Source organism: Mycobacterium terramassiliense (assembly GCF_900157385.1).
In the GTDB taxonomy this organism is placed as follows: Bacteria; Actinomycetota; Actinomycetes; order Mycobacteriales; family Mycobacteriaceae; genus Mycobacterium; species Mycobacterium terramassiliense.
In genome coordinates this window covers 436,870-454,934 of record NZ_LT717700.1, presented here as the reverse complement: position 1 = coordinate 454,934, position 18,065 = coordinate 436,870, and the positions used below count along the sequence as shown (strand labels likewise).

Here is an 18,065-nt window from a genome sequence, read left to right as displayed (position 1 = left end):
GATCAGTGCTCGTGCTCGTGGGCGTCGGCGACCGCGGGCGTGGGCGCCTCTTCGCCGATGCGTTCGCGGGCCTCGGCCATCACGTCGGCCAGCTTGAGGCGCGCCGACTCGGCGGCCTCCTCGGCCTTGCGGGTGCCGCGCAAGCCCAACTCCGCCGCCGACACCGCCGTCTCGTGCAGCGGCGCCTTGGCCATGGCCTTGCGCACCACCTCGTAGGCCGTCACGCCGACCAGGCCGGTGACCACCGTGCCCGCCGCCTTCGCCAAGAGCCCGTACACCGCCATCGCCTCGCCTTCCCGTCGTCGCCGCGTCAGCCCATTCTCGCACGACGTTAACATCGAAATATTGCGATATCAACATGTGTCGGGGGCGCCGGTCCGATCTAGAGGACCCGGGTCACCTTTTCCGTGTCGATCCTGCGCGCCACCGCCCCCGGGTCCGGATTGGCCACCTGCACCAGCGACGCGCCGACGGCCAGGATCGCCAGCAGGCCGTCCACCACTTCGGCGGGTCCCGCCCAGGAAGCGCTGGACAGTACCCGGTCGGCGGCCGTCAATCCCCTTGCGGCGGCCGATCTTTCGCAGTCGGCCAGGACCTCCTCGACCGATCGCCCGGCCAGCGCCGGACCGGGCCGGGCTTCGCCGACGATCTGGTCGCCGTGGACCCGCACGGCGGTGGCGTAGTCGGTGACGCCGAGCGGCAGGTCGGGCACCGGGCGGCCGAAGGGGTCCAGCGACAGCACGGCCACCTCGCCGGCGCCCGTGCCGTCGGCCTCGTCCAGCCGCTCCGCGGTGCACAGCGCCACGTCGGCGGCCCCCGGTTCGAGCGCCGCCTCGGCCCCGATCCACCACACCCCGAACAGCACCGCCGCCGTCTGCCAGTGCGCCGGCAACAGGATCGCGACCCGGCTCGCCGGCCCGGCGCCCATCTCGTCGCGCAACAGGTTGCCGGTCTTGGCGGCCCAGTTGGCCAGTGTGGCCGCGGACAACTCGATGCGCTCGCCGCTCGCGTCGTCGTAGTAGGTGATGCGCGGGCCGACCGGGTCGGCCCGCAACATCGGATCCAGGACGGCCCCGGCCAGCGTGCTCAGTTGATGCACTCGGGCTTGTCGGACCCGGCGGTCAGGATCGGCGACGGCGGCGGCACGTTCGGGTCAGGGGCCGACCCCGGTCCCGAGGCGCCCGCCGGCACCACCTGGCTGTTCGGGCCGCCGGACAGGCCCGATCCCGGCCCGGTGTAGTCGTTGGCCAGCACCACCCGCACCGATCCGGCGGCGAGGGCCGGGTCGGCGACGACGGGCAAGCCGCCCAGCTCCTTGGCGACCTGCTGGGCGCCCAGATCGTCGGTCTTGGCGGCGCGAACCTGACTGCTCTTCACGTGGCCGCCATCGTTGTTGCCGACGGCGCCGGTGGCAAATCCCTTGGCGCTCAACACCTGCGACACCGCGGCCGCCAGGCCGTTGATGTCGGTGTCGTTGACCACGCTCGCGGTCGTCTTCGCCGGGGTGTAGGCCAGCTCCTCGGTCTTGCCCTGGTCCTGGTCGTGCAGCAGGCCGGCGACCCAGTCGGCGACCTGGTGCGGGTCCACCCGCACCACGCTCTGCATGCCGTCGTCGCTCCAGCCGGCCCCGTCGAGCACCGGGATGGTGGCGAAGGCGACGTTGCCGCCGGCCAGCTTCTGCATCTGCTGGACGAAATCCATGACGTCCCAACCCGAGGAGATCACCACCGAGCGCTGGACGGCCGCCTCGAGGCGCCGCAGCGTGGTGGGGCTGGACAGCGTCTTGCCGGAGATGACCCGGTGGGCCAGCGACGCCATCACCACCTGCTGGCGCACCACCCGGTCCAGGTCGCCGCGCGGCAGGTCGTGGCGCTGGCGCACGAAGCTCAGCGCCTCGGGGCCGTCGAGTTTTTGTTGCCCGGCGGGGAAGTCGGCGCCCGAAAGCGGTTCGAACACGGGCTGTTTGAGGCACACGTCGACGCCGCCGAGCGCGTCGGTGATCAGCGAGAATCCGAGCAGGCCGATCTCGGCGTAGTGGTCGACGGTGACGCCGGTGAGGTCGGCGACGGTCTTGATCAGCGCCTCGCGGCCGGCCTCGGTGCCCTGGGCGGCCGCCTCGGCCGCGGAGGCGCCGGCCTTGACGAGGGTGGCGCGCTTGGCCTCCCTGGTCTGGCCGTAGACGCCGTTGATCTTGGTCTTGCCCAGCCCGGGGGCCGCGACGTAGGAGTCGCGGGGGATCGAGATCGCCGTCGCCGACTTCCCGTTGTTCGGTATCCGGATCAGGATGATCGTGTCGGTGTTGGTCGCTTCCTCGTCACCGGCCCGCAGGGTGGCCAGCTCCTCCTGAGACAGGGGATTGCCGTGCGCATCGGTGCGGCTGTCCAGGCCGACCAGCAGGATGTCGATCGCGCCGTCGTCGCCGCCCTTGCCCAGCGAGGGCGCGGACATGTGGAAGATGCCGTCCTCGAAGGCGCGCACGTTGCCCCAGGCCATTCCGGTGCCGACAACGACCGCGACGGTCAGCACAGCGGCAACCACACGAACCACACGTTGCACAGGCATCACAATAGGTTACTTGCGACACAGCGGCTTCACGGGTAGCCGGGGGCGGCGCGCCCGGGCCGTGCCAGACTCGACGACATGTCGGGCAGCTCGGAACGAATCGTGATCACTGGAGCCGGGGGGCAACTGGGCAGCTGTTTGGCGGCGCTGGCGACCGAGCGGGGGCGCGAGGTCCTGGCGCTGACGTCGTCGCAGTGGGACATCACCGACCCGGCGGCGGCGGACCGGATCATCCGCCCCGGCGACGTGGTGATCAACTGCGCGGCCTACACCGACGTCGACGGCGCCGAGAGCGACGAGGCGCGCGCCTACGCGGTCAACGCCACCGGTCCGGAAATCCTCGCGCGGGCCTGCGCGCGAGAGGGTGCCCGCCTGATCCACGTCTCCACCGATTACATGTTCACCGGCGACCCCGGTCCGGGCGAGCCGCGTCCCTACGAGCCCAGCGACAAGACCGACGCGAAGGGCGTGTACGCGCTGTCCAAGCTCGCCGGCGAGGAGGCGGTCCTGGACGCGCTGCCGTCGGCCGTCGTGGTGCGGACCGCCTGGCTCTACACCGGCGGAACGGGCAAGGACTTCGTCGCGGTCATGCGCCGGCTGGCCGCCGGGGACGGGCCGGTGAACGTGGTCGACGACCAGGCCGGGTCGCCGACCTACGTCGCCGACCTGGCCGTCGCGCTGCTGCAGGTCGCCGACGATCGCGTGCCGGGTCCGATCCTGCACGCCGCCAACGAGGGAGCGGTGTCGCGCTTCGAGCAGGCCCGCGCGGTGTTCTCCGAGTGCGGCGCCGACCCCCACCGGGTGCGGCCCGTCAAAACCGACGAGTTCCCGCGCCCGGCGCCGCGGCCGACCTACTCCGCGCTGGGCGGCCGGGAGTCCGCGGCGGCGGGCCTGACACCGCTAAGGCCCTGGCGCGCTGCGCTTGTCGCGGCGCTGGCCGCATCGGGCAGCGACCGACCGTTACCCTCTACGCGTGACTGACATCCTGCCGGTCGTGACGGTGACCTACTCGCCGGGCCCGCACCTGGAGCGGTTCCTGGCCTCCCTGTCGCTGGCCACCGAGCGTCCGGTCAGCGTGCTGCTGGCCGACAACGGCTCCACCGACGGAACCCCGCAGGCCGCCATCGAGCGCTATCCGAACGTGCGGCTCTTCGACACCGGCGCGAACCTCGGGTATGGGACCGCGGTGAATCGCGCGGTCGCGCAGCTGGACGAAAGCCTGGACGAGAACGGGGACTGGGTGATCGTGGCCAACCCCGACGTGCAGTGGGGGCCGGGCAGCATCGACGCCCTGCTGGACGCCGCCGCCCGCTGGCCGCACGCCGGCGCGCTGGGCCCGCTCATCCGGGACCCCGACGGGTCGGTGTATCCGTCGGCGCGCCACCTGCCCAGCCTGATCCGCGGCGGCATGCACGCGGTGATCGGCCCGTTCTGGAAGCGCAACCCGTGGACGGCGGCCTACCGCCAGGAGCGGCTGGAGCCCAGCGAACGCGCGGTGGGCTGGCTGTCGGGGTCGTGCCTGCTGGTGCGGCGGTCGGCCTTTCGCCAGGTCGGCGGCTTCGACGAGCGCTACTTCATGTACATGGAGGACGTCGACCTCGGCGACCGGCTGGGCAAGGCCGGCTGGCTGAGCGTCTACGTGCCCTCCTCCGAGGTCCTGCACCACAAGGGCCACTCCACCGGGCACGACCCGGCGAGCCACCTGGCGGCCCACCACAGGAGCACCTATCTCTTCCTGGCCGACCGGAATTCCGGTTGGCGGCGTGCGCCGCTGCGCTGGACGCTGCGCGCCTCGCTGGCGGTGCGATCGCGCCTGATGGTGCGCAGTTCGCTGCGCAGCCGCAGGCGCAACCTGGCGGAAGGGCGGCGCTGAGGTGGCGCGCCCCGAGGTCGACGCCGTCATCCTGGTCGGCGGCAAGGGCACCCGGTTGCGGCCGCTGACGCTCTCGGCGCCCAAGCCGATGCTGCCCACCGCCGGGCTGCCGTTCCTGACCCACCTGCTGTCGCGGATCGCCGCGGCGGGCATCGAGCACGTCATCCTGAGCACGTCGTATCAGGCCCAGGTGTTCGAGGCCGAGTTCGGCGACGGCTCCAAGATGGGCCTGCAGATCCAGTACGTGACCGAGGACTCGCCGCTGGGAACCGGCGGCGGCATCGCCAACGTCGCCGGGCACCTGCGCCACGACACCGTGATGGTGTTCAACGGCGACGTGCTCTCCGGCGCCGACCTGGGCCAGCTGCTGGAGTTCCACCGGACCAACTCCGCCGACGTCACCCTGCACCTGGTGCGGGTGGGCGACCCGCGGGCCTTCGGCTGCGTGACGACCGACGAAACGGGCAGGGTCACAGCGTTTTTGGAGAAGACGCAGGATCCGCCGACCGACCAGATCAACGCCGGCTGTTATGTCTTCCAGCGCGCGATCATCGACCGGATCCCGCGGGGCCGCGAGGTCTCGGTGGAGCGCGAGGTGTTCCCGGCCCTGCTGTCCGACGCGAAAGTCAAGGTCTGCGGCTACGTCGACGCCACCTACTGGCGCGACATGGGCACCCCGGACGACTTCGTCCGCGGATCGGCCGACCTGGTCCGCGGGATCGCACCGTCCCCGGCGCTGCGCGGCCACCGCGGCGAGCAGTTGGTGCACGACGGCGCGGCGGTGTCCCCGGGCGCGGTGCTGATCGGCGGCACCGTCGTCGGGCGCGGCGCCGAGATCGGCCCCGGCGTGCGGCTGGACGGCGCGGTGATCTTCGACGGCGCCAAGGTCGAGGCCGGCAGCGTGATCGAGCGCTCGATCGTCGGGTTCGGCGTGCGGATCGGCCCGCGGGCGCTGATCCGCGATGGGGTGATCGGCGACGGCGCCGACATCGGCGCGCGCTGCGAGTTGCTGCGCGGCGCCCGCGTGTGGCCCGGCGTCGCCATTCCCGACGGCGGGATCCGCTACTCGAGCGACGTGTAGGGCGTTTTTGCGTCGAGATCGACGTTAACGTGACGCCCACTCGAACTTCTCCGCGCCGGCGTCGATCTCGGCGGGGCGTGTCGGTGGTCTCGTCCACCATCTCTGCATGGCGGAGGTGTTCTTGGGCAGCGACGCGGTCGCGGCCGCGACGCTGACCGAACACCAGCTGCGCCGGTGGTATCGGCCGATCTTTCGCGGCGTCTACGTCCCGAAGCGGCACGAGCAGTCGCTGGATGACCGCATCCTCGGCGCCTGGCTGTGGTCGCGACGGCGAGCGGTGATCGCGGGCGCGTCGGCCTCCGCGCTGCACGGCGCGCGGTGGGTTGACGCGGATGCGCCCGTCGAGCTCATCTCGAAGAGCGCCCGGCCCCAGCGCGGGCTGATCGTTCGCAACGAGACGGTGGCTGACGACGAAGTGACCGTCGTCAAGCGGCTGCCGGTGACATCTGTTGCCCGCACCGCCTTCGACCTTGGCCGCCATCTGCCGCGGGGTCGCGCGCTGGCGCGCCTCGACGCGCTGATGCGAGCAAAGCCGTACTCATTCGAAGACGTCTCCGTCTTGACGAAGCGGTACAAAGGCGCCCGTGGCCTGCGACGGCTGGCGGAGGTGCTGCCGCTGGTGGACGGGGGCGCGGCCTCGCCGAAGGAAAGCTGGCTGCGGCTGCTTCTCATCGACGCCGGCCTGCCCACACCGACTACGCAGATACCGGTCAGCGAGGGTTGGCGATTGGTCGGATTGCTGGACATGGGCTGGGAGGACTACATGGTCGCGCTGGAGTATGACGGCGACCAACACCGCACGGATCGAAGGCAATTCGTCAAGGACATCGACCGGCTCAGGAAGCTCTCCGAATTGGGCTGGACCGTGATCCGGGTCGTCGCCGAGCATCGACCCGACGAGATCGTCCGCCGTGCGCATGAGGCTCTCGTCCACCGTGGTTATCGCCGAGATCGACGTTAGCGCGCGAGTTACTCGCACTTCTGCGCGGCGGCGTCGATTTCGATGCCGCGAGCCACCAAATAGGCCAGGGCGTGGTCGGTGCCCTCTGGCAGCGCGTCGGCCGGCCACCACCGCAAATCGTCGGACTCGTCGCTGATGGCGATCCGGGCGCCGGGCGGCGCGTGCGCCACGAACTGCAGGTCCAGGTGGCGGGTCGGCACGCCGAGCGAGCAGGTGACCGGGTGGACGTGCACGGCGGCCAGCTCGGGATCGATGCGCAGGCCGGCGATGCCAGACTCCTCGGTGGCCTCGCGCAACGCGGCCGCGACGACGTCGGCGTCGTCCTCGTCGCAGTGCCCGCCCAGCTGCACCCAGCGGCCCAGCCGCGGGTGCAGCGTCAGCAGCACCTGGGCACCGGTGTGGTCGAGCACCAGCGCCGAGGCGGTGACGTGGCCGGCCGCGCACGCGCGGCGGCAGGCGTCGGGGCGGGCGTGCACGAAGGCCAGCACGGCGTGCCGCAGCGAATCCTGCGCCGGATCCGTGGGCCGCCAGTCGCTCAGGAGCGAGATCGCGGATTCGCGCAGGCTCAACGGGATCCGCGCCTGGTCCGGCGGTCCCGCAGCGAAACCCAGGCCGCGCGGCACCCCGCGACCACCTCGGGAGACAACCCGAGCCCGTCGATCAGCACGCGCCGGTCGACGAGGTCGAGCGCCTTGTCGACCTCGCCCGCCTTCAACAACAGGTCGACGTCGCAGGCGAGTTCGGCGCCGGCGCGCGCCGGCGCGGGGATCGGAAGCTGTTCGGCTTCTTTGGGTTCCAGCTCCAAGATGCCCCCACCGTAACTGCGGCCCAGGATCTCGGCGAACGCGAACGTCACGCTGTTGTGGAACACCGCGGCCAGCGCCGTCGGATCGACGCCGGGCGCCACGCGGACCCGGTGCACGGTGTCGGTGCTCGTCGCCGCGGCGCCGTTGACGGTCAGCCGCGGGGCCCGGTGGATCTGGCGCAGCAGGAACAGATCGGGAACCCACAACGACGGGGTGGTCCACCACGGCTTGCGGATCGAGCACTTGTAGCCGTTGTGCACGCCCGCGGCCTCACCGGCGCGGACGTGCGCGAGCAGCGCGGCGCCGGTCGGTTCGGGCGGCGCGTTGAGCAGCCAGGTCCGCTGGCCCGCCGCGACATCGCTCGCCCGGCAGTCGGTGTCGTAGACCAGTCCGGACAACTGCGCGCTGCGCGAGACGAGCGGGACGCAGTGCGGCCGCAGCCCCAGCGCGTCGGCGTCCGCGTCGGTGAACGTGAAGAAGCTGTTGCGGCCCGTCACGATCCCGACGTCCACGCCGGCGAGCGACCCGAGCCGGGTCATGGCCGGCGATCCCTTGAGCGTGCGCAGCAGCCGGATCGCGGCGGGGTCCAGGAAGTACTTGGTCCACTTCTCCTTCTCGTGCAGCAGCGCCGGCGCCCACTCGGCGTCGAGGTCGGCGCCCGCCAGCGCGCCGGCGTCGGTGAGGTGGACGGTGCGCATGCGCGCCGGGCCCGCCCCGACCACACCGCAGAACAGCACGACCTCCTGCAGGATGCCGTCGAACACCAACCGCTCGAACGTCACGAGCGTGATCTCGCGGAACCGGCCGAGCAGATACTCGCGCAGTTGGGCGGCGTAGCCGACCTGGGGCAACTCGGCCGGCAGCACCAGCCCGACCCGTCCGCCGTCGCGTGCCAGGACCGCGCTCGCGACGACGAAGGGGACCCAGGCGTTGGTCAGCCGGCTGGGGCGCAGGCCCGCGCGGCGCATCAGCTCCAGGGCCGGGTCCCGCTGATCGGATGCCCAGTTGCCGAAGCGGATGTAGGGCGGGTTGCCCGCGACGCCGTCGAAGCCGCCGGGCTCGGCCCGCGCCAGCCACGTGAACAGGTTCTCGGCGTCGACGGGCGCGAATTGCCGGGCCTTGGCCGCTTCGTCCGGCATCAGCTCCACGCCGCGCGCCCGGCCGCCGAGGGCGGCCAGCTCGCGCAGGATCCGGCCGTCGCCGCAGGACGGCTCGACGATGCGCGGGCCGGCCCCGCGGACCCAGCCGGCCAGGAATCGCGCCACCGGGGCGGGGGTGTAGTAGCCGCCGCGGACCTTGGCGGCCGACGCCGCGGCCTTGCCCGCGAAATGCATGGGCTCAGTATTACTTGCGCAGCAGCAGATCCCCGGGGTCCGGCGCGTCGCGCGGCCCGGGCGGGTCCTCGGCGTAGCCGATCGCGACGGCGCCCAGGGGCTCCCAGTCGGCGGGCAGCTGCAGCTCGGCGCGCACGAGGTCGGCGGCGAAGATCGTCGACCCGATCCAGCAGCTGCCCACCCCCCGCACCGCCAGCGCCACCAGCAGGGCCTGCACGGCCGCGCCGACCGCGACCGTGAACATGGTGTGCTCGGCGTCGGTGCGGGCCGCGTCGGGGTAGGCGTGCGCGCCCTCGGGGACGAGGAAGGGGATCACCATTTCGGGTGCGTCGTAGAGGATCTGGCCGCGCGCCACCCGGCGCTCTATCGCGTCGGCGGGCCGGCCGTCCCCGGCGAGGTCGGAGCGCCACTGGTCCTTCATGCGGTCCAGCAGCCGGGTCCGGGTGGCCGGGGTCCGCAGCCAGACGAACCGGACCGGTCGGGTGTGGTGGGGGGCCGGCGCGGTGAGGGCCTCGGCGACGGCCTCCTCGATCAGCTCCGGTGGCACCGGCTGGCCGGTGAACCGGCGCACCGACCGCCGCAGCAGCTGGGCCTGGCGGCGGCCCATGTCGAGGGCCTCGGCCGTGCCCAGCCAGAACAGGTCTTCCTCGCCGGGTCGCAGCAGTTCCCGCGCCGTCGAGCCGTCGTCGACCACGGCGAGCCCGCGCACGACGGCCACCGGCAGCGCGGTGAGTTTGCCCTTGACCAGATCGGCGGCGGCCGCGACTTCGTCGGCGATCGCGATCTCGGTGACGAGCAGCTCGTTGCCGTGCCGGTCGACGGCCCCGGCGTAGCCGTGCAGCACCCGCAGGCCGGCGGCGCCGACGGCCGCGTCGGTCTGGCCGTTGCGCCAGGCGCGGCCCATCGTGTCGGTGATGACGACGGCGACGTCGACGCCGAGCCGCTCGCGCAGCGCGGCGCGCAGGGCCGCGGCGCTGGCGTCGGGATCGAGCGGCAGCAGCGCCAGCTCGTCGCGGCCGACGTTGGACCCGTCCACCCCGGCGGCGGCCTGGACCAGGCCGAGCCGGTTCTCCGTGATCAGCGTTTGGCCCTTGCGCGCCAGCACGCGCACCGCCTCGTCGTCGACGAGCTTGCGGCGCAGCCGGTCGCGCTCCTCGGCGTCGGCGGGGGCCGGCACCAGGCGCCCCTCGCACTTGGACACCACCTTGCTGGTGACCACCACGACGTCGGCGTCGCGCAGCCACGGCGCCGCCGCGGCGAGCGACGCGCCCAGGTCGTCCCCGGGCCGGAACTCGGGAAGCCCGGTGACGGGCAGTATCTCGACCGCCGAGCCGGTGCCGTGCTCGGTCGAGGGACCGGTCACGCCGCTCACGACGCCACGCCCGCCAGCTCCAGCCCGGCGCGGACCATCTCGGCCGTCGCCTTGGGATCGCTCATCAACAGCGGTACCGCGCGCACGGCGACCCCGTCGACGCCGGCCTCGTCGCCCTCGTGGATGAGCCAGCAGTCCAGAATCCCGGTGGCCCGCCGCGAGCCGAAATGCCGGCCGACCGCCTGCGCGGTGGATTCGACCCCGATCACGGACAGGCAGGCATCGGCCATGCCGCGCAACGGCTTTCCGCCGATGATCGGGGAGTAGCCGACCACCGGCGCCCGGGCCGCGCGCAGCGCCCCGCGGATGCCGGGGACGGCCAGGATGGCCCCGACGCTGACCACCGGGTTGGACGGCGCCAGCAGGATGACGTCGGCGTCGGCGATGGCCGCCACCGCTTCGGCTGTGGCGCTGGCCTTTTCGGCGCCGACGAACGCGAAGCTGTGCGTGGGCACCTGCGCGCGGTAGCGCACCCACCATTCCTGGAAGTGGATCGCCCGACGGCTGTCGTCGGCCGGATCGGTGATCACCACGTGCGTCTCGCAGCGGTCGTCGGTGGCCGGCAGCAGCCGCGCGCCCGGCCGCCAGCGATCGCACAGCGCGGTGGTGATCTGCGACAGCGGGTAGCCCGCGTTGAGCATCTGGGTGCGCACCAGGTGGGTGCCCAGGTCGCGGTCGCCGAGCTGGAACCAGTCGGGCTGCACGCCGTAGCGCGCCAATTCCTCCTTGGCGTGCCATGTTTCGTCGCGGTGCCCCCACCCTCGCTCCGGGTCGACCCCTCCACCTAAGGTGTACATGCAGGTGTCCAAATCCGGACAGACGCGCAACCCGTGGATCCAGGCGTCATCGCCGACGTTGACGACCGCGGTCAGCTCGTGTCCGTCGGGGTGTGGGCCCTGTTGCGTTTCGAATTGACCCAGCCCGAACAGCTGTTGAACCCCCAGCAGGAACCGGGCGCCGCCAACCCCACCGGCCAGAACCGTGACCTTCACTTGACCTTCACAGGGCTCGACAGTACTGCCCGTGACGGGACTGTGATGGACACGCCGAAGTCCCAAAAACAACAGAAACGCCGGAATTTGGTCACGAGATGATATGGAAATTGGCCATTACGCTTGACCAGGCAGGTCAACAAGTGTCTAATCACAACAGTGTCATTTCCCGGTTGGCCGGCCGATTCCGGTGTCGCAGACCGAGATTCGATCACTTGTTCGAATTGGGCTGTACATCAGAACAGTGGGAAGCACTCACTCTCTCAAATCAAAGCTGAGGAGGCGGACGAAGCATGTCTTATGAGCACCTTCGGGGCGTTATGACAGGCACACCGCACACCATGATCGGCTCGGCGCCGGCGGCGCCCGCCCGTCCGCATCTGACTGTGGTTCCCGACGCCCCAGTCGCTTTCGAGCCCGAGCCCCTGCCGCCGGCGACCCCGGATCAGTGGCAGGACCGCGCGCTGTGCGCGCAGACCGATCCGGAGGCCTTCTTCCCGGAGAAGGGCGGCTCCACCCGCGAGGCCAAGAAGATCTGCCTGGGTTGCGAGGTTCGCCACGAGTGCCTGGAGTACGCCCTGGCGCACGACGAGCGCTTCGGCATCTGGGGCGGTCTGTCCGAACGGGAACGCCGCCGCCTCAAGCGCGGCATCATCTGACGCGCGACGCTATTCGTCGTCGATCGTGGGGTCGATGACCGAGGGCTCGACGTCCAAGTAGATGGCCACCTGGGCCACCAGGATTTCGTGCAACAACTCGCCAAGTTCGTCGGTGTCTTTGGCCCGTCGTTCAATCGGCTTGCGGAACAAGACAATTCGTGCGCGCGTCGCGTTGCCCCGGACGTCGACGCCGGCCGGGATCAACCGGGCGAGCGCGATCGGCCCGTCGGCGATGACCTCCGGTGGCCACTGCACGCTGTCGGGGTCCTTGGCGGCGATCCGCGGGATCTCGTCGACGGCCACGTCCAGTTCGGACACCCGCTCCTGCCAGCGCCGCTCGATCGGCTCGTAGGCCTCCAGCACCGCCATGTCGAATCGCTCGGCCCGGCTGCGCCATCCGGGCACGGTCGGCGGCAGCAGCGGACCGCGCATGTCGCGGCCGCGGCGCGACCCTCGGTAGGAAGCCGATCGGCGCCCCGGCCGATCGCCGTGCGGGGAGCCGCGGGAATCGCCCACGCGCCGATGGTAACGGTTGTACATCGCGGGTCGAACGGATGCGCGTGTCCGGCGCTTCCATGGCGTTTGCGCACGATAGCCTTTCGGCGTGAACGTTCCCCGTCGCTGTTGCCGGCCCGGGTGTCCGCACTACGCCGTGGCGACCTTGACGTTCGTCTACTCGGACTCGACGGCGGTGGTGGGCCCGCTCGCCACCGCGCGCGAACCGCACTCCTGGGACCTGTGCGTCGCCCACGCCGGCCGGATCACCGCGCCCCGCGGCTGGGACCTCGTGCGCCACGCCGGGCCCCTCCTTTCCGAGCCCACCCATCCCGACGAGGACGACCTGGTCGCCCTGGCCGACGCGGTGCGCGAGGGTCGGCCGGGTGATGGGGGCCGGTCCCACCCGTCCGCGGGCCCGCCCCTGAACGGCTTTTCCGATCCCCACATTCACGCCGGAGCCCAGGCCACCGCGCCGAGCAGCGGGCTGCTCGCGCCGCCTGAGCGCCGCTCCGGTCGCCGTCGAGGGCACCTGCGGGTGCTGCCGGACCCCGCCGACTAGCCGGGTCCAGCCGGGTCGAGCTCTGACTGGCCGGGTCTAACGCGCCGCGGGTTTTTCCCGGGCCGATAGGCTGACGCCAAGAGCCCCACCGTCAGGAGCGTCAGGAGTTTCGCATGTCACGGTCCGCCGCGACCGTTCGCCGCGTCGTCAAGGCATACGACGTGCGCGGGCTGGTCGGCGAGGAGCTCGACGAGTCGCTGCTCGCCGAGCTGGGCGCCGCGTTCGCCGCGTTGATGCGCGCCGAGGGCGCCCGGCAGGTGGTACTCGGCCACGACATGCGGGACAGTTCGCCGGCGCTGGCCGCGGCCTTCGCGCGCGGGGTGCTGGGCCAGGGCCTGGACGTGGTGCGGATCGGTTTGGCGTCCACCGATCAGCTCTATTTCGCCTCCGGGCTGCTGGATTGCCCCGGCGCGATGTTCACCGCGAGCCACAACCCGGCTGCCTACAACGGCATCAAGCTGTGCCGGGCCGGCGCCAAACCGGTCGGCGCCGAGACCGGGCTGAGCACCATCAGCGACCACGTGATCGCCGGCGTCCCGGCCTACGACGGCCCGCCGGGGACCGCCGCCGATCGCGACGTGCTGGCCGACTACGGGACGTTCCTGCGTTCGCTGGTGGACACCTCCGGGCTGCGTCCGCTGCGGGTGGCCGTGGACGCCGGCAACGGCATGGCCGGCCACACCGCCCCGGCCGTGCTGGGCGCGATCGACTCGATCACCTTGCTGCCGTTGTACTTCGAACTCGACGGGTCGTTTCCCCATCACGAGGCCAACCCGCTCGACCCGGCCAACCTGGTGGACCTGCAGAAGTTCGTGCGCGACAACGGGGCCGACATAGGGCTGGCCTTCGACGGGGACGCCGACCGGTGCTTTGTGGTCGACGAGCGCGGGGAGTTGGTGTCGCCGTCCACAGTGACCAGCCTGGTGGCCGCCCGGGAGCTGGGCCGGGAGATCGGCGCCACGATCATCCACAACGTGATCACCTCCCGCGCGGTGCCCGAACTGGTCACCGAGCGCGGCGGCACGCCGCTGCGCTCGCGGGTCGGCCACTCCTACATCAAGGCGCTGATGGCCGACACCGGCGCGATCTTCGGCGGGGAGCACTCCGCGCACTACTACTTCCGGGATTTCTGGGGCGCCGACTCCGGGATGCTGGCGGCGCTGTACGTGCTGGCCGCCCTCGGCGAGCAGGACGGGCCCCCCAGACCGCTGTCGGAGCTGACCGCCGACTACCAGCGCTACGAGTCGTCCGGCGAGATCAACTTCACGGTGGCCGACGCGCCGTATTGTGTGGACGCGGTGCTGAAATCGTTCGGCACCAGGATTCAGTCCATCGATCACCTGGACGGGGTGACGGTCGATTTGGGCGACGGCAGTTGGTTCAACCTGCGCAGCTCGAACACCGAGCCGTTGCTGCGGCTCAACGTGGAGGGCCGCACCACCGAGGACGTCGACGCCGTCGTTTCCCACGTCCGTGCCGAGATCGCCGGGGCCACACCGTGAGCGCCACCGCCGCCGTCGACCTCGAAGACGTCGACGGCCTGCTCGCGGCCGACAAAGACGGCCTGTTGCGGGCGGCGTCGTCGGCGGGCGCGCAGGTGCGCGCGATCGCCGCGGCCACCGACGAGGGCGCGCTGGACTCGCTGCGGGCCGACAACCGCGCGCGCAGCGTGATCTGGGTGGCCGGCCGCGGGACGGCCCGGACCGCCGGCGCCATGCTGGCCGCGACGGTGGGTGGGGTGGCCGCCGAACCGATCGTGGTCGCCGGCGAGGCGCCGCCGTGGGTCGGCGCGCTGGACGTGCTGGTGGTCGCGGGTGACGATCCCGGCGATCCCGCGCTGGTCAGCGCCGCCGCGACCGGCGTGCGCCGGGGCGCGCGGGTGGTCGTGGTCGCGCCGTACGAGGGACCGCTGCGCGACTCCACGGCCGGGCGCGCCGCCGTGCTGGAGCCGCGGGTGTGGGTGCCCGACGCGTTGGGGCTGTGCCGTTACCTCGCCGCGGGCCTGGCGGTCCTGGGCGTCGTCGACCCCCGGCCGGACGGGCAGGATCTGGGCTTGCTCGCCGACGCGCTCGATGCCGAGGCGCTGCGCAACAGCGCCGGCCGCCAGCTGTTCACCAACCCCGCCAAGACGATCGCCGCGCGGATAGCCGGCCGCCGGGCGGCGCTGGCGGGCGACTGCGCGGCCACGCTGGCGCTGGCGTGGCACGGCAGCTCGGTGCTGCTGCGGCTCGCCCACGAGGTGGTCGCCGCCACCGGGTTGGCGGACGCCGTGCTGGCGTTGCGGGCGGCGGCGGACACCAGCGGCGGGGCGGTGGATGACCTCTTCCACGACGAGGAGATCGACGGGCCGCGCCCCGAGCGGCTGCGGGTGCTGGCGCTGACCCTGTCGGCCGAACAGACGGTGGTGGCCGCCCGGACCGCGGGGCTCGACGACGTGTACCTGCTCGCCGCCGAGGATGTGCCCGACGGACCCGGCGGCTCGGCCGGGTCGACGGTTGCGCCGGCGTTGGGGGGCGCCATCACCGCCGAGGAGCAACTGGCAGTATTGGCCGTTCGGCTGGAGATGGCCGCGGTTTACATGCGACTGGTGCGGGGATAGATACACAAGTGGAACTGCTTCGCGGGGCCTTGAGGACATACGCGTGGGGATCGCGCACCGCCCTTGCGGAATTCACCGGGCGCACGATTCCTGCGGCCCACCCCGAGGCCGAGCTCTGGTTCGGTGCACACCCCGCCGATCCGGCCTGGCTGGAAACGGACAAGGGCGAGGTCTCGTTGCTCGAGGCCCTCGTCGCCGACCCGGAGGGACAGCTCGGTGCGGGCTCGCGCGCCCGGTTCGGGGACGTGCTCCCGTTTTTGGTCAAGGTGCTGGCCGCCGACGAGCCGCTGTCGCTGCAGGCGCATCCGAGCGCCGAGCAGGCGGTCGAGGGATACCTGCGTGAGGAGCGGCTCGGCATTCCGGTGTCTTCGCCGTTGCGCAACTACCGCGACACCTCCCACAAGCCGGAGTTGTTGGTCGCGCTGCAGTCGTTCGAGGCGCTGGCCGGATTTCGTCAGGCGTCGGCGACCATCGCGTTGCTGCGCGCGCTGGCCGTCTCCGACCTCGACCCCTACATCGGCCTGCTGGACGATCAATCCGACGCCGACGGCCTGCGCGCGCTGTTCACCACTTGGATCACCGCGCCGCAGCCCGACATCGACGTGCTGGTGCCCGCCGTGCTGGACGGCGCCATCGCCTACGTCAGCTCCGGGGCGACGGAATTCGCGGCCGAGGCCAAGACCGTGCTGGAGCTCGGCGAACGCTATCCCGGCGACGCCGGCGTGCTGGCGGCGTTGTTGCTCAACCGCATCACCCTGGCCCCGGGCGAGGCGATCTTCGTGTCGGCCGGCAACCTGCACACCTACCTGCGCGGCTTCGCGGTCGAGGTGATGGCCAACTCCGACAACGTGTTACGCGGCGGGCTCACCCCCAAGCACGTCGACGTGCCCGAGCTGCTGCGGGTGCTGGACTTCACCCCCACCACCGAGGCGCAATTGCGCCCGCACGTGCGCCGCGAGGGGTTCGGCCGAATCTACGAGACGCCGACCGCCGAGTTCGCCGTCGCGGTCCTGGCCCTGGACGGCGAGTACCTCGGCCACGAGGTCGACGCGACATGCAGCCACGAAGGCCCGCAGATCCTGTTGTGCAGCGAGGGCTGCGCGACGGTGCACGCCAAGTCCGGGTCGCTCACGCTGGAACGTGGGATGGCCGCGTGGGTGGCGGCCGACGACGGGCCCATCCGGCTGGTCGCGCGCGAGCCCGCCCAGCTGTTCAGGGTGACCGTAGGGCTCTAGAGGCGCGCCGCCGCCGGGATGGTGGCGACCCGTCCCCCGCAAGCGGGAGGTGCCCCCATCGCCGGCTCCCCCGCACGCGGGAGGTGCCCCCGGCGCCGCGGTCGCGACCGCCACCGGCGGCTTCCCGGCGCTCGCGCAGCCACAGCCGCATGTTGTGCGCCATGGTGCGCCCGATGATCCGCGGCGGCGGGACCATGTAGAGGCTGTCCAGCAGCGAGAACCGGCGCAAAAACCATTCGGCCAGAACGGGTTCGGTCTCGGCGGCCCCGAGGAACTGGTCGAACAGCGCGCCGGAGGGCCGCCACCACCACGGGATGGATCCCTTCGTGGTGGCGTGGTGGAACGTGACGTCGCCGATGGCGTTCATGATCCACACCGGGTAGGTGGTCTTGGCGGTGGCGCGATTGAGCTCGCGGGCCAGGTCGTCGGAACGCAGCGCCCGCCGCAGATGACCGGCCTGCAGCGACGTCATCGTCATGCCCTGCCCGAACGTGGGGTTGAAGCTGGCCACGGCGTCACCGAACGGGACGATGCCGGCCGGGAAGCGGTCCAGCTTGTGGTAGCGGCGCCAGCGGCTGGCCGGAAACGCGTGAAACGCCGGCTCGCCGAACGGTTCCGCCTGCGCCAGGGCGGCATTGAAATGCGCGGGCAGCAGCTTGCCGGCCAGCGCGAGCATCTCCGGGAACGTCCTGGGCGGTTTGGCGTCGGCCACGCCGAACGTGGTCAGCACCCAGACGCGGTCCTCGTAATGCAGCATGCCCAGCCCGAGCGACTCGTCGTGGGAGGCGCCGGCGACCACCACCTTCTCGGCGATCACGCCCTCCGGCATGCGGAACTGATGCGACGCGTAGTGGATGCCGATGTCGATGGTGGCTTCGACCGGGCGCTCGAAGCCCCACTGCTCCAACCACACCGGCAGCCGGGTGCCCCGGCCCGCGGCGTCGACGACGAGGTCGGTCGGCACGAACTCCGGCTCGCCCCGGTCCTGGGGGTCCAACAGCACGCCGGTGACCCGCTGGCGCGCGTGGTCGTAGCGCGGCTCGGCGACCGGCCGCCGCACGATCTCGACGTTGTCGATCGCGTGCACCCGCCGGCGCAGCTGCCATTCCAGGTGTGGCCGGCTGGGCACGTACGCGGTGAACTCGTCGCGCAGCGTGTGCCCCGTCCCGAGGACATGGCCCGCCGCCCCCAGGTGGATGCAGTCCGGCCGGTTCTCCAGCATGGGCACGCCCGCGGCCACCATGTCGGCCAGCAGGCCGGGAAACAGGCTCTCGAACTCCGCCGCCCCGCGCGCCATCAGCATGTGCAGGTGCCGGTCCTGTGGGACGGCCGCGCGGCTCGCCGGCGCGCTCGGCAACTCGTCGCGCTCGTAGACCGTCACCCGCGAGTAGCAATCCGACAGCACCCGCGCGGCACACAGGCCCGCGATGCTTCCCCCGATGACCGCCGCGTGACCCCTTGCGTTCCCCCCGCTCTCCGCCATGTTCGCAGACTACCCAGTACTGTGCGGTCCAACAGGCACACCGGGAAGGGG

18 protein-coding genes are annotated in these 18,065 nt (G+C 71.9%); 9 read left to right on the top strand and 9 right to left on the bottom strand.

What is annotated here, in order from left to right; all coding sequences use genetic code 11:
- Positions 1–2 precede the first annotated feature (2 nt).
- From MTAB308_RS10220 to MTAB308_RS10210, 3 genes are all read right to left on the bottom strand, one after another.
- On the bottom strand, positions 3–284 hold the full coding sequence (locus MTAB308_RS10220; protein ID WP_077099340.1) for a DUF1490 family protein: 282 nt from the start codon (positions 282–284) through the stop codon (positions 3–5).
- Between the two features lie 98 nt (positions 285–382).
- Positions 383–1,099 carry a TIGR03089 family protein gene (locus MTAB308_RS10215; protein ID WP_216823658.1) on the bottom strand — a complete coding sequence of 239 codons (717 nt, stop codon included), beginning with the start codon at positions 1,097–1,099 and terminating at the stop codon, positions 383–385.
- Positions 1,087–2,565, bottom strand: coding sequence for an LCP family protein (locus tag MTAB308_RS10210; protein ID WP_425436232.1), 1,479 nt, complete (start codon positions 2,563–2,565; stop codon positions 1,087–1,089). Before MTAB308_RS10210 ends, MTAB308_RS10215 begins: the two co-directional genes overlap by 13 nt.
- Before the next feature lie 75 nt (positions 2,566–2,640).
- Here MTAB308_RS10210 and rfbD point away from each other — a divergent pair, with 75 nt between their 5' ends.
- From rfbD to MTAB308_RS10190, 4 genes are all read left to right on the top strand, one after another.
- Positions 2,641–3,543, top strand: coding sequence for a dTDP-4-dehydrorhamnose reductase (gene rfbD / locus MTAB308_RS10205; RefSeq protein WP_077099338.1), 903 nt, complete (start codon positions 2,641–2,643; stop codon positions 3,541–3,543).
- On the top strand, positions 3,536–4,435 hold the full coding sequence (locus MTAB308_RS10200) for a glycosyltransferase family 2 protein (RefSeq protein ID WP_077099337.1): 900 nt from the start codon (positions 3,536–3,538) through the stop codon (positions 4,433–4,435). The genes rfbD and MTAB308_RS10200 overlap by 8 nt, the downstream gene beginning before the upstream one ends.
- A 1-nt stretch (position 4,436) precedes the next feature.
- Positions 4,437–5,516, top strand: coding sequence for a mannose-1-phosphate guanylyltransferase (manB, locus tag MTAB308_RS10195; protein WP_077099336.1), 1,080 nt, complete (start codon positions 4,437–4,439; stop codon positions 5,514–5,516).
- 106 nt (positions 5,517–5,622) lie between these two features.
- Positions 5,623–6,477: a hypothetical protein gene (locus MTAB308_RS10190; protein WP_077099335.1), complete on the top strand. Its 855-nt coding sequence runs from the start codon at positions 5,623–5,625 to the stop codon at positions 6,475–6,477.
- An 8-nt stretch (positions 6,478–6,485) separates the two neighbouring features.
- Here the strand turns inward: MTAB308_RS10190 and MTAB308_RS10185 are convergent, their stop codons facing one another.
- From MTAB308_RS10185 to cofD, 4 genes are read right to left on the bottom strand one after another with little or no spacing between them, the layout of a single operon-like run.
- Complete coding sequence (locus MTAB308_RS10185; RefSeq protein ID WP_077100106.1) at positions 6,486–7,046, bottom strand: NUDIX hydrolase; 561 nt, start codon at positions 7,044–7,046, stop codon at positions 6,486–6,488.
- Positions 7,043–8,617, bottom strand: a complete 1,575-nt coding sequence (locus tag MTAB308_RS10180) for an Eco57I restriction-modification methylase domain-containing protein (protein ID WP_077099334.1) — start codon at positions 8,615–8,617, stop codon at positions 7,043–7,045. Before MTAB308_RS10180 ends, MTAB308_RS10185 begins: the two co-directional genes overlap by 4 nt.
- 10 nt (positions 8,618–8,627) lie before the next feature.
- Entirely contained in the window at positions 8,628–9,980 is a 1,353-nt protein-coding gene (locus tag MTAB308_RS10175) for a coenzyme F420-0:L-glutamate ligase (protein WP_108637304.1), read from the bottom strand.
- A 5-nt stretch (positions 9,981–9,985) separates the two neighbouring features.
- Positions 9,986–10,981 (bottom strand): 2-phospho-L-lactate transferase, encoded by a 996-nt coding sequence (gene cofD, locus MTAB308_RS10170; RefSeq protein ID WP_077099332.1) that lies wholly within the window; start codon positions 10,979–10,981, stop codon positions 9,986–9,988.
- Positions 10,982–11,301: 320 nt separating this feature from the next.
- On the opposite strand from cofD, the gene MTAB308_RS10160 reads away from it, so the two are divergent.
- Positions 11,302–11,640 carry a WhiB family transcriptional regulator gene (locus tag MTAB308_RS10160; protein WP_077099331.1) on the top strand — a complete coding sequence of 113 codons (339 nt, stop codon included), beginning with the start codon at positions 11,302–11,304 and terminating at the stop codon, positions 11,638–11,640.
- 9 nt (positions 11,641–11,649) lie between these two features.
- Here MTAB308_RS10160 and MTAB308_RS10155 read toward each other — a convergent pair whose 3' ends face one another.
- The gene (locus MTAB308_RS10155) at positions 11,650–12,072 is read right to left on the bottom strand and encodes a metallopeptidase family protein (protein WP_068238927.1); all 423 of its coding nucleotides are present in this window, start codon (positions 12,070–12,072) and stop codon (positions 11,650–11,652) included.
- Positions 12,073–12,244: 172 nt separating this feature from the next.
- Between MTAB308_RS10155 and MTAB308_RS10150 the strand changes: the two genes are divergently transcribed.
- The 4 genes from MTAB308_RS10150 to manA all read left to right on the top strand — a co-directional run bounded on the left by MTAB308_RS10150 (position 12,245) and on the right by manA (position 16,531).
- A complete protein-coding gene (locus MTAB308_RS10150; RefSeq protein ID WP_077099330.1) occupies positions 12,245–12,697 on the top strand; it encodes a DUF3499 domain-containing protein in 453 nt (150 codons plus the stop codon).
- A 113-nt stretch (positions 12,698–12,810) separates the two neighbouring features.
- Positions 12,811–14,199, top strand: coding sequence for a phosphomannomutase/phosphoglucomutase (locus MTAB308_RS10145; RefSeq protein ID WP_077099329.1), 1,389 nt, complete (start codon positions 12,811–12,813; stop codon positions 14,197–14,199).
- On the top strand, positions 14,196–15,296 hold the full coding sequence (locus tag MTAB308_RS10140; protein ID WP_077099328.1) for a TobH protein: 1,101 nt from the start codon (positions 14,196–14,198) through the stop codon (positions 15,294–15,296). The genes MTAB308_RS10145 and MTAB308_RS10140 overlap by 4 nt, the downstream gene beginning before the upstream one ends.
- An 8-nt stretch (positions 15,297–15,304) precedes the next feature.
- Positions 15,305–16,531 (top strand): mannose-6-phosphate isomerase, class I, encoded by a 1,227-nt coding sequence (gene manA / locus MTAB308_RS10135; protein ID WP_077099327.1) that lies wholly within the window; start codon positions 15,305–15,307, stop codon positions 16,529–16,531.
- Here manA and MTAB308_RS10130 read toward each other — a convergent pair.
- Positions 16,509–18,014: an FAD-dependent oxidoreductase gene (locus MTAB308_RS10130; protein WP_245831367.1), complete on the bottom strand. Its 1,506-nt coding sequence runs from the start codon at positions 18,012–18,014 to the stop codon at positions 16,509–16,511. The genes manA and MTAB308_RS10130 overlap by 23 nt on opposite strands.
- Between the last annotated feature and the right edge of the window lie 51 nt (positions 18,015–18,065).

Coding starts and splice junctions, on each gene's coding strand:
- MTAB308_RS10220 (WP_077099340.1), bottom strand. CDS start 284: ATGGCGGTGTACGGGCTCTTGGCGAAGGCGGCGGGCACGGTGGTCACC.
- rfbD (WP_077099338.1), top strand. CDS start 2,641: ATGTCGGGCAGCTCGGAACGAATCGTGATCACTGGAGCCGGGGGGCAA.
- MTAB308_RS10190 (WP_077099335.1), top strand. CDS start 5,623: ATGGCGGAGGTGTTCTTGGGCAGCGACGCGGTCGCGGCCGCGACGCTG.
- MTAB308_RS10180 (WP_077099334.1), bottom strand. CDS start 8,617: ATGCATTTCGCGGGCAAGGCCGCGGCGTCGGCCGCCAAGGTCCGCGGC.
- MTAB308_RS10160 (WP_077099331.1), top strand. CDS start 11,302: ATGACAGGCACACCGCACACCATGATCGGCTCGGCGCCGGCGGCGCCC.
- MTAB308_RS10155 (WP_068238927.1), bottom strand. CDS start 12,072: ATGCGCGGTCCGCTGCTGCCGCCGACCGTGCCCGGATGGCGCAGCCGG.
- MTAB308_RS10145 (WP_077099329.1), top strand. CDS start 12,811: ATGTCACGGTCCGCCGCGACCGTTCGCCGCGTCGTCAAGGCATACGAC.
- MTAB308_RS10130 (WP_245831367.1), bottom strand. CDS start 18,014: ATGGCGGAGAGCGGGGGGAACGCAAGGGGTCACGCGGCGGTCATCGGG.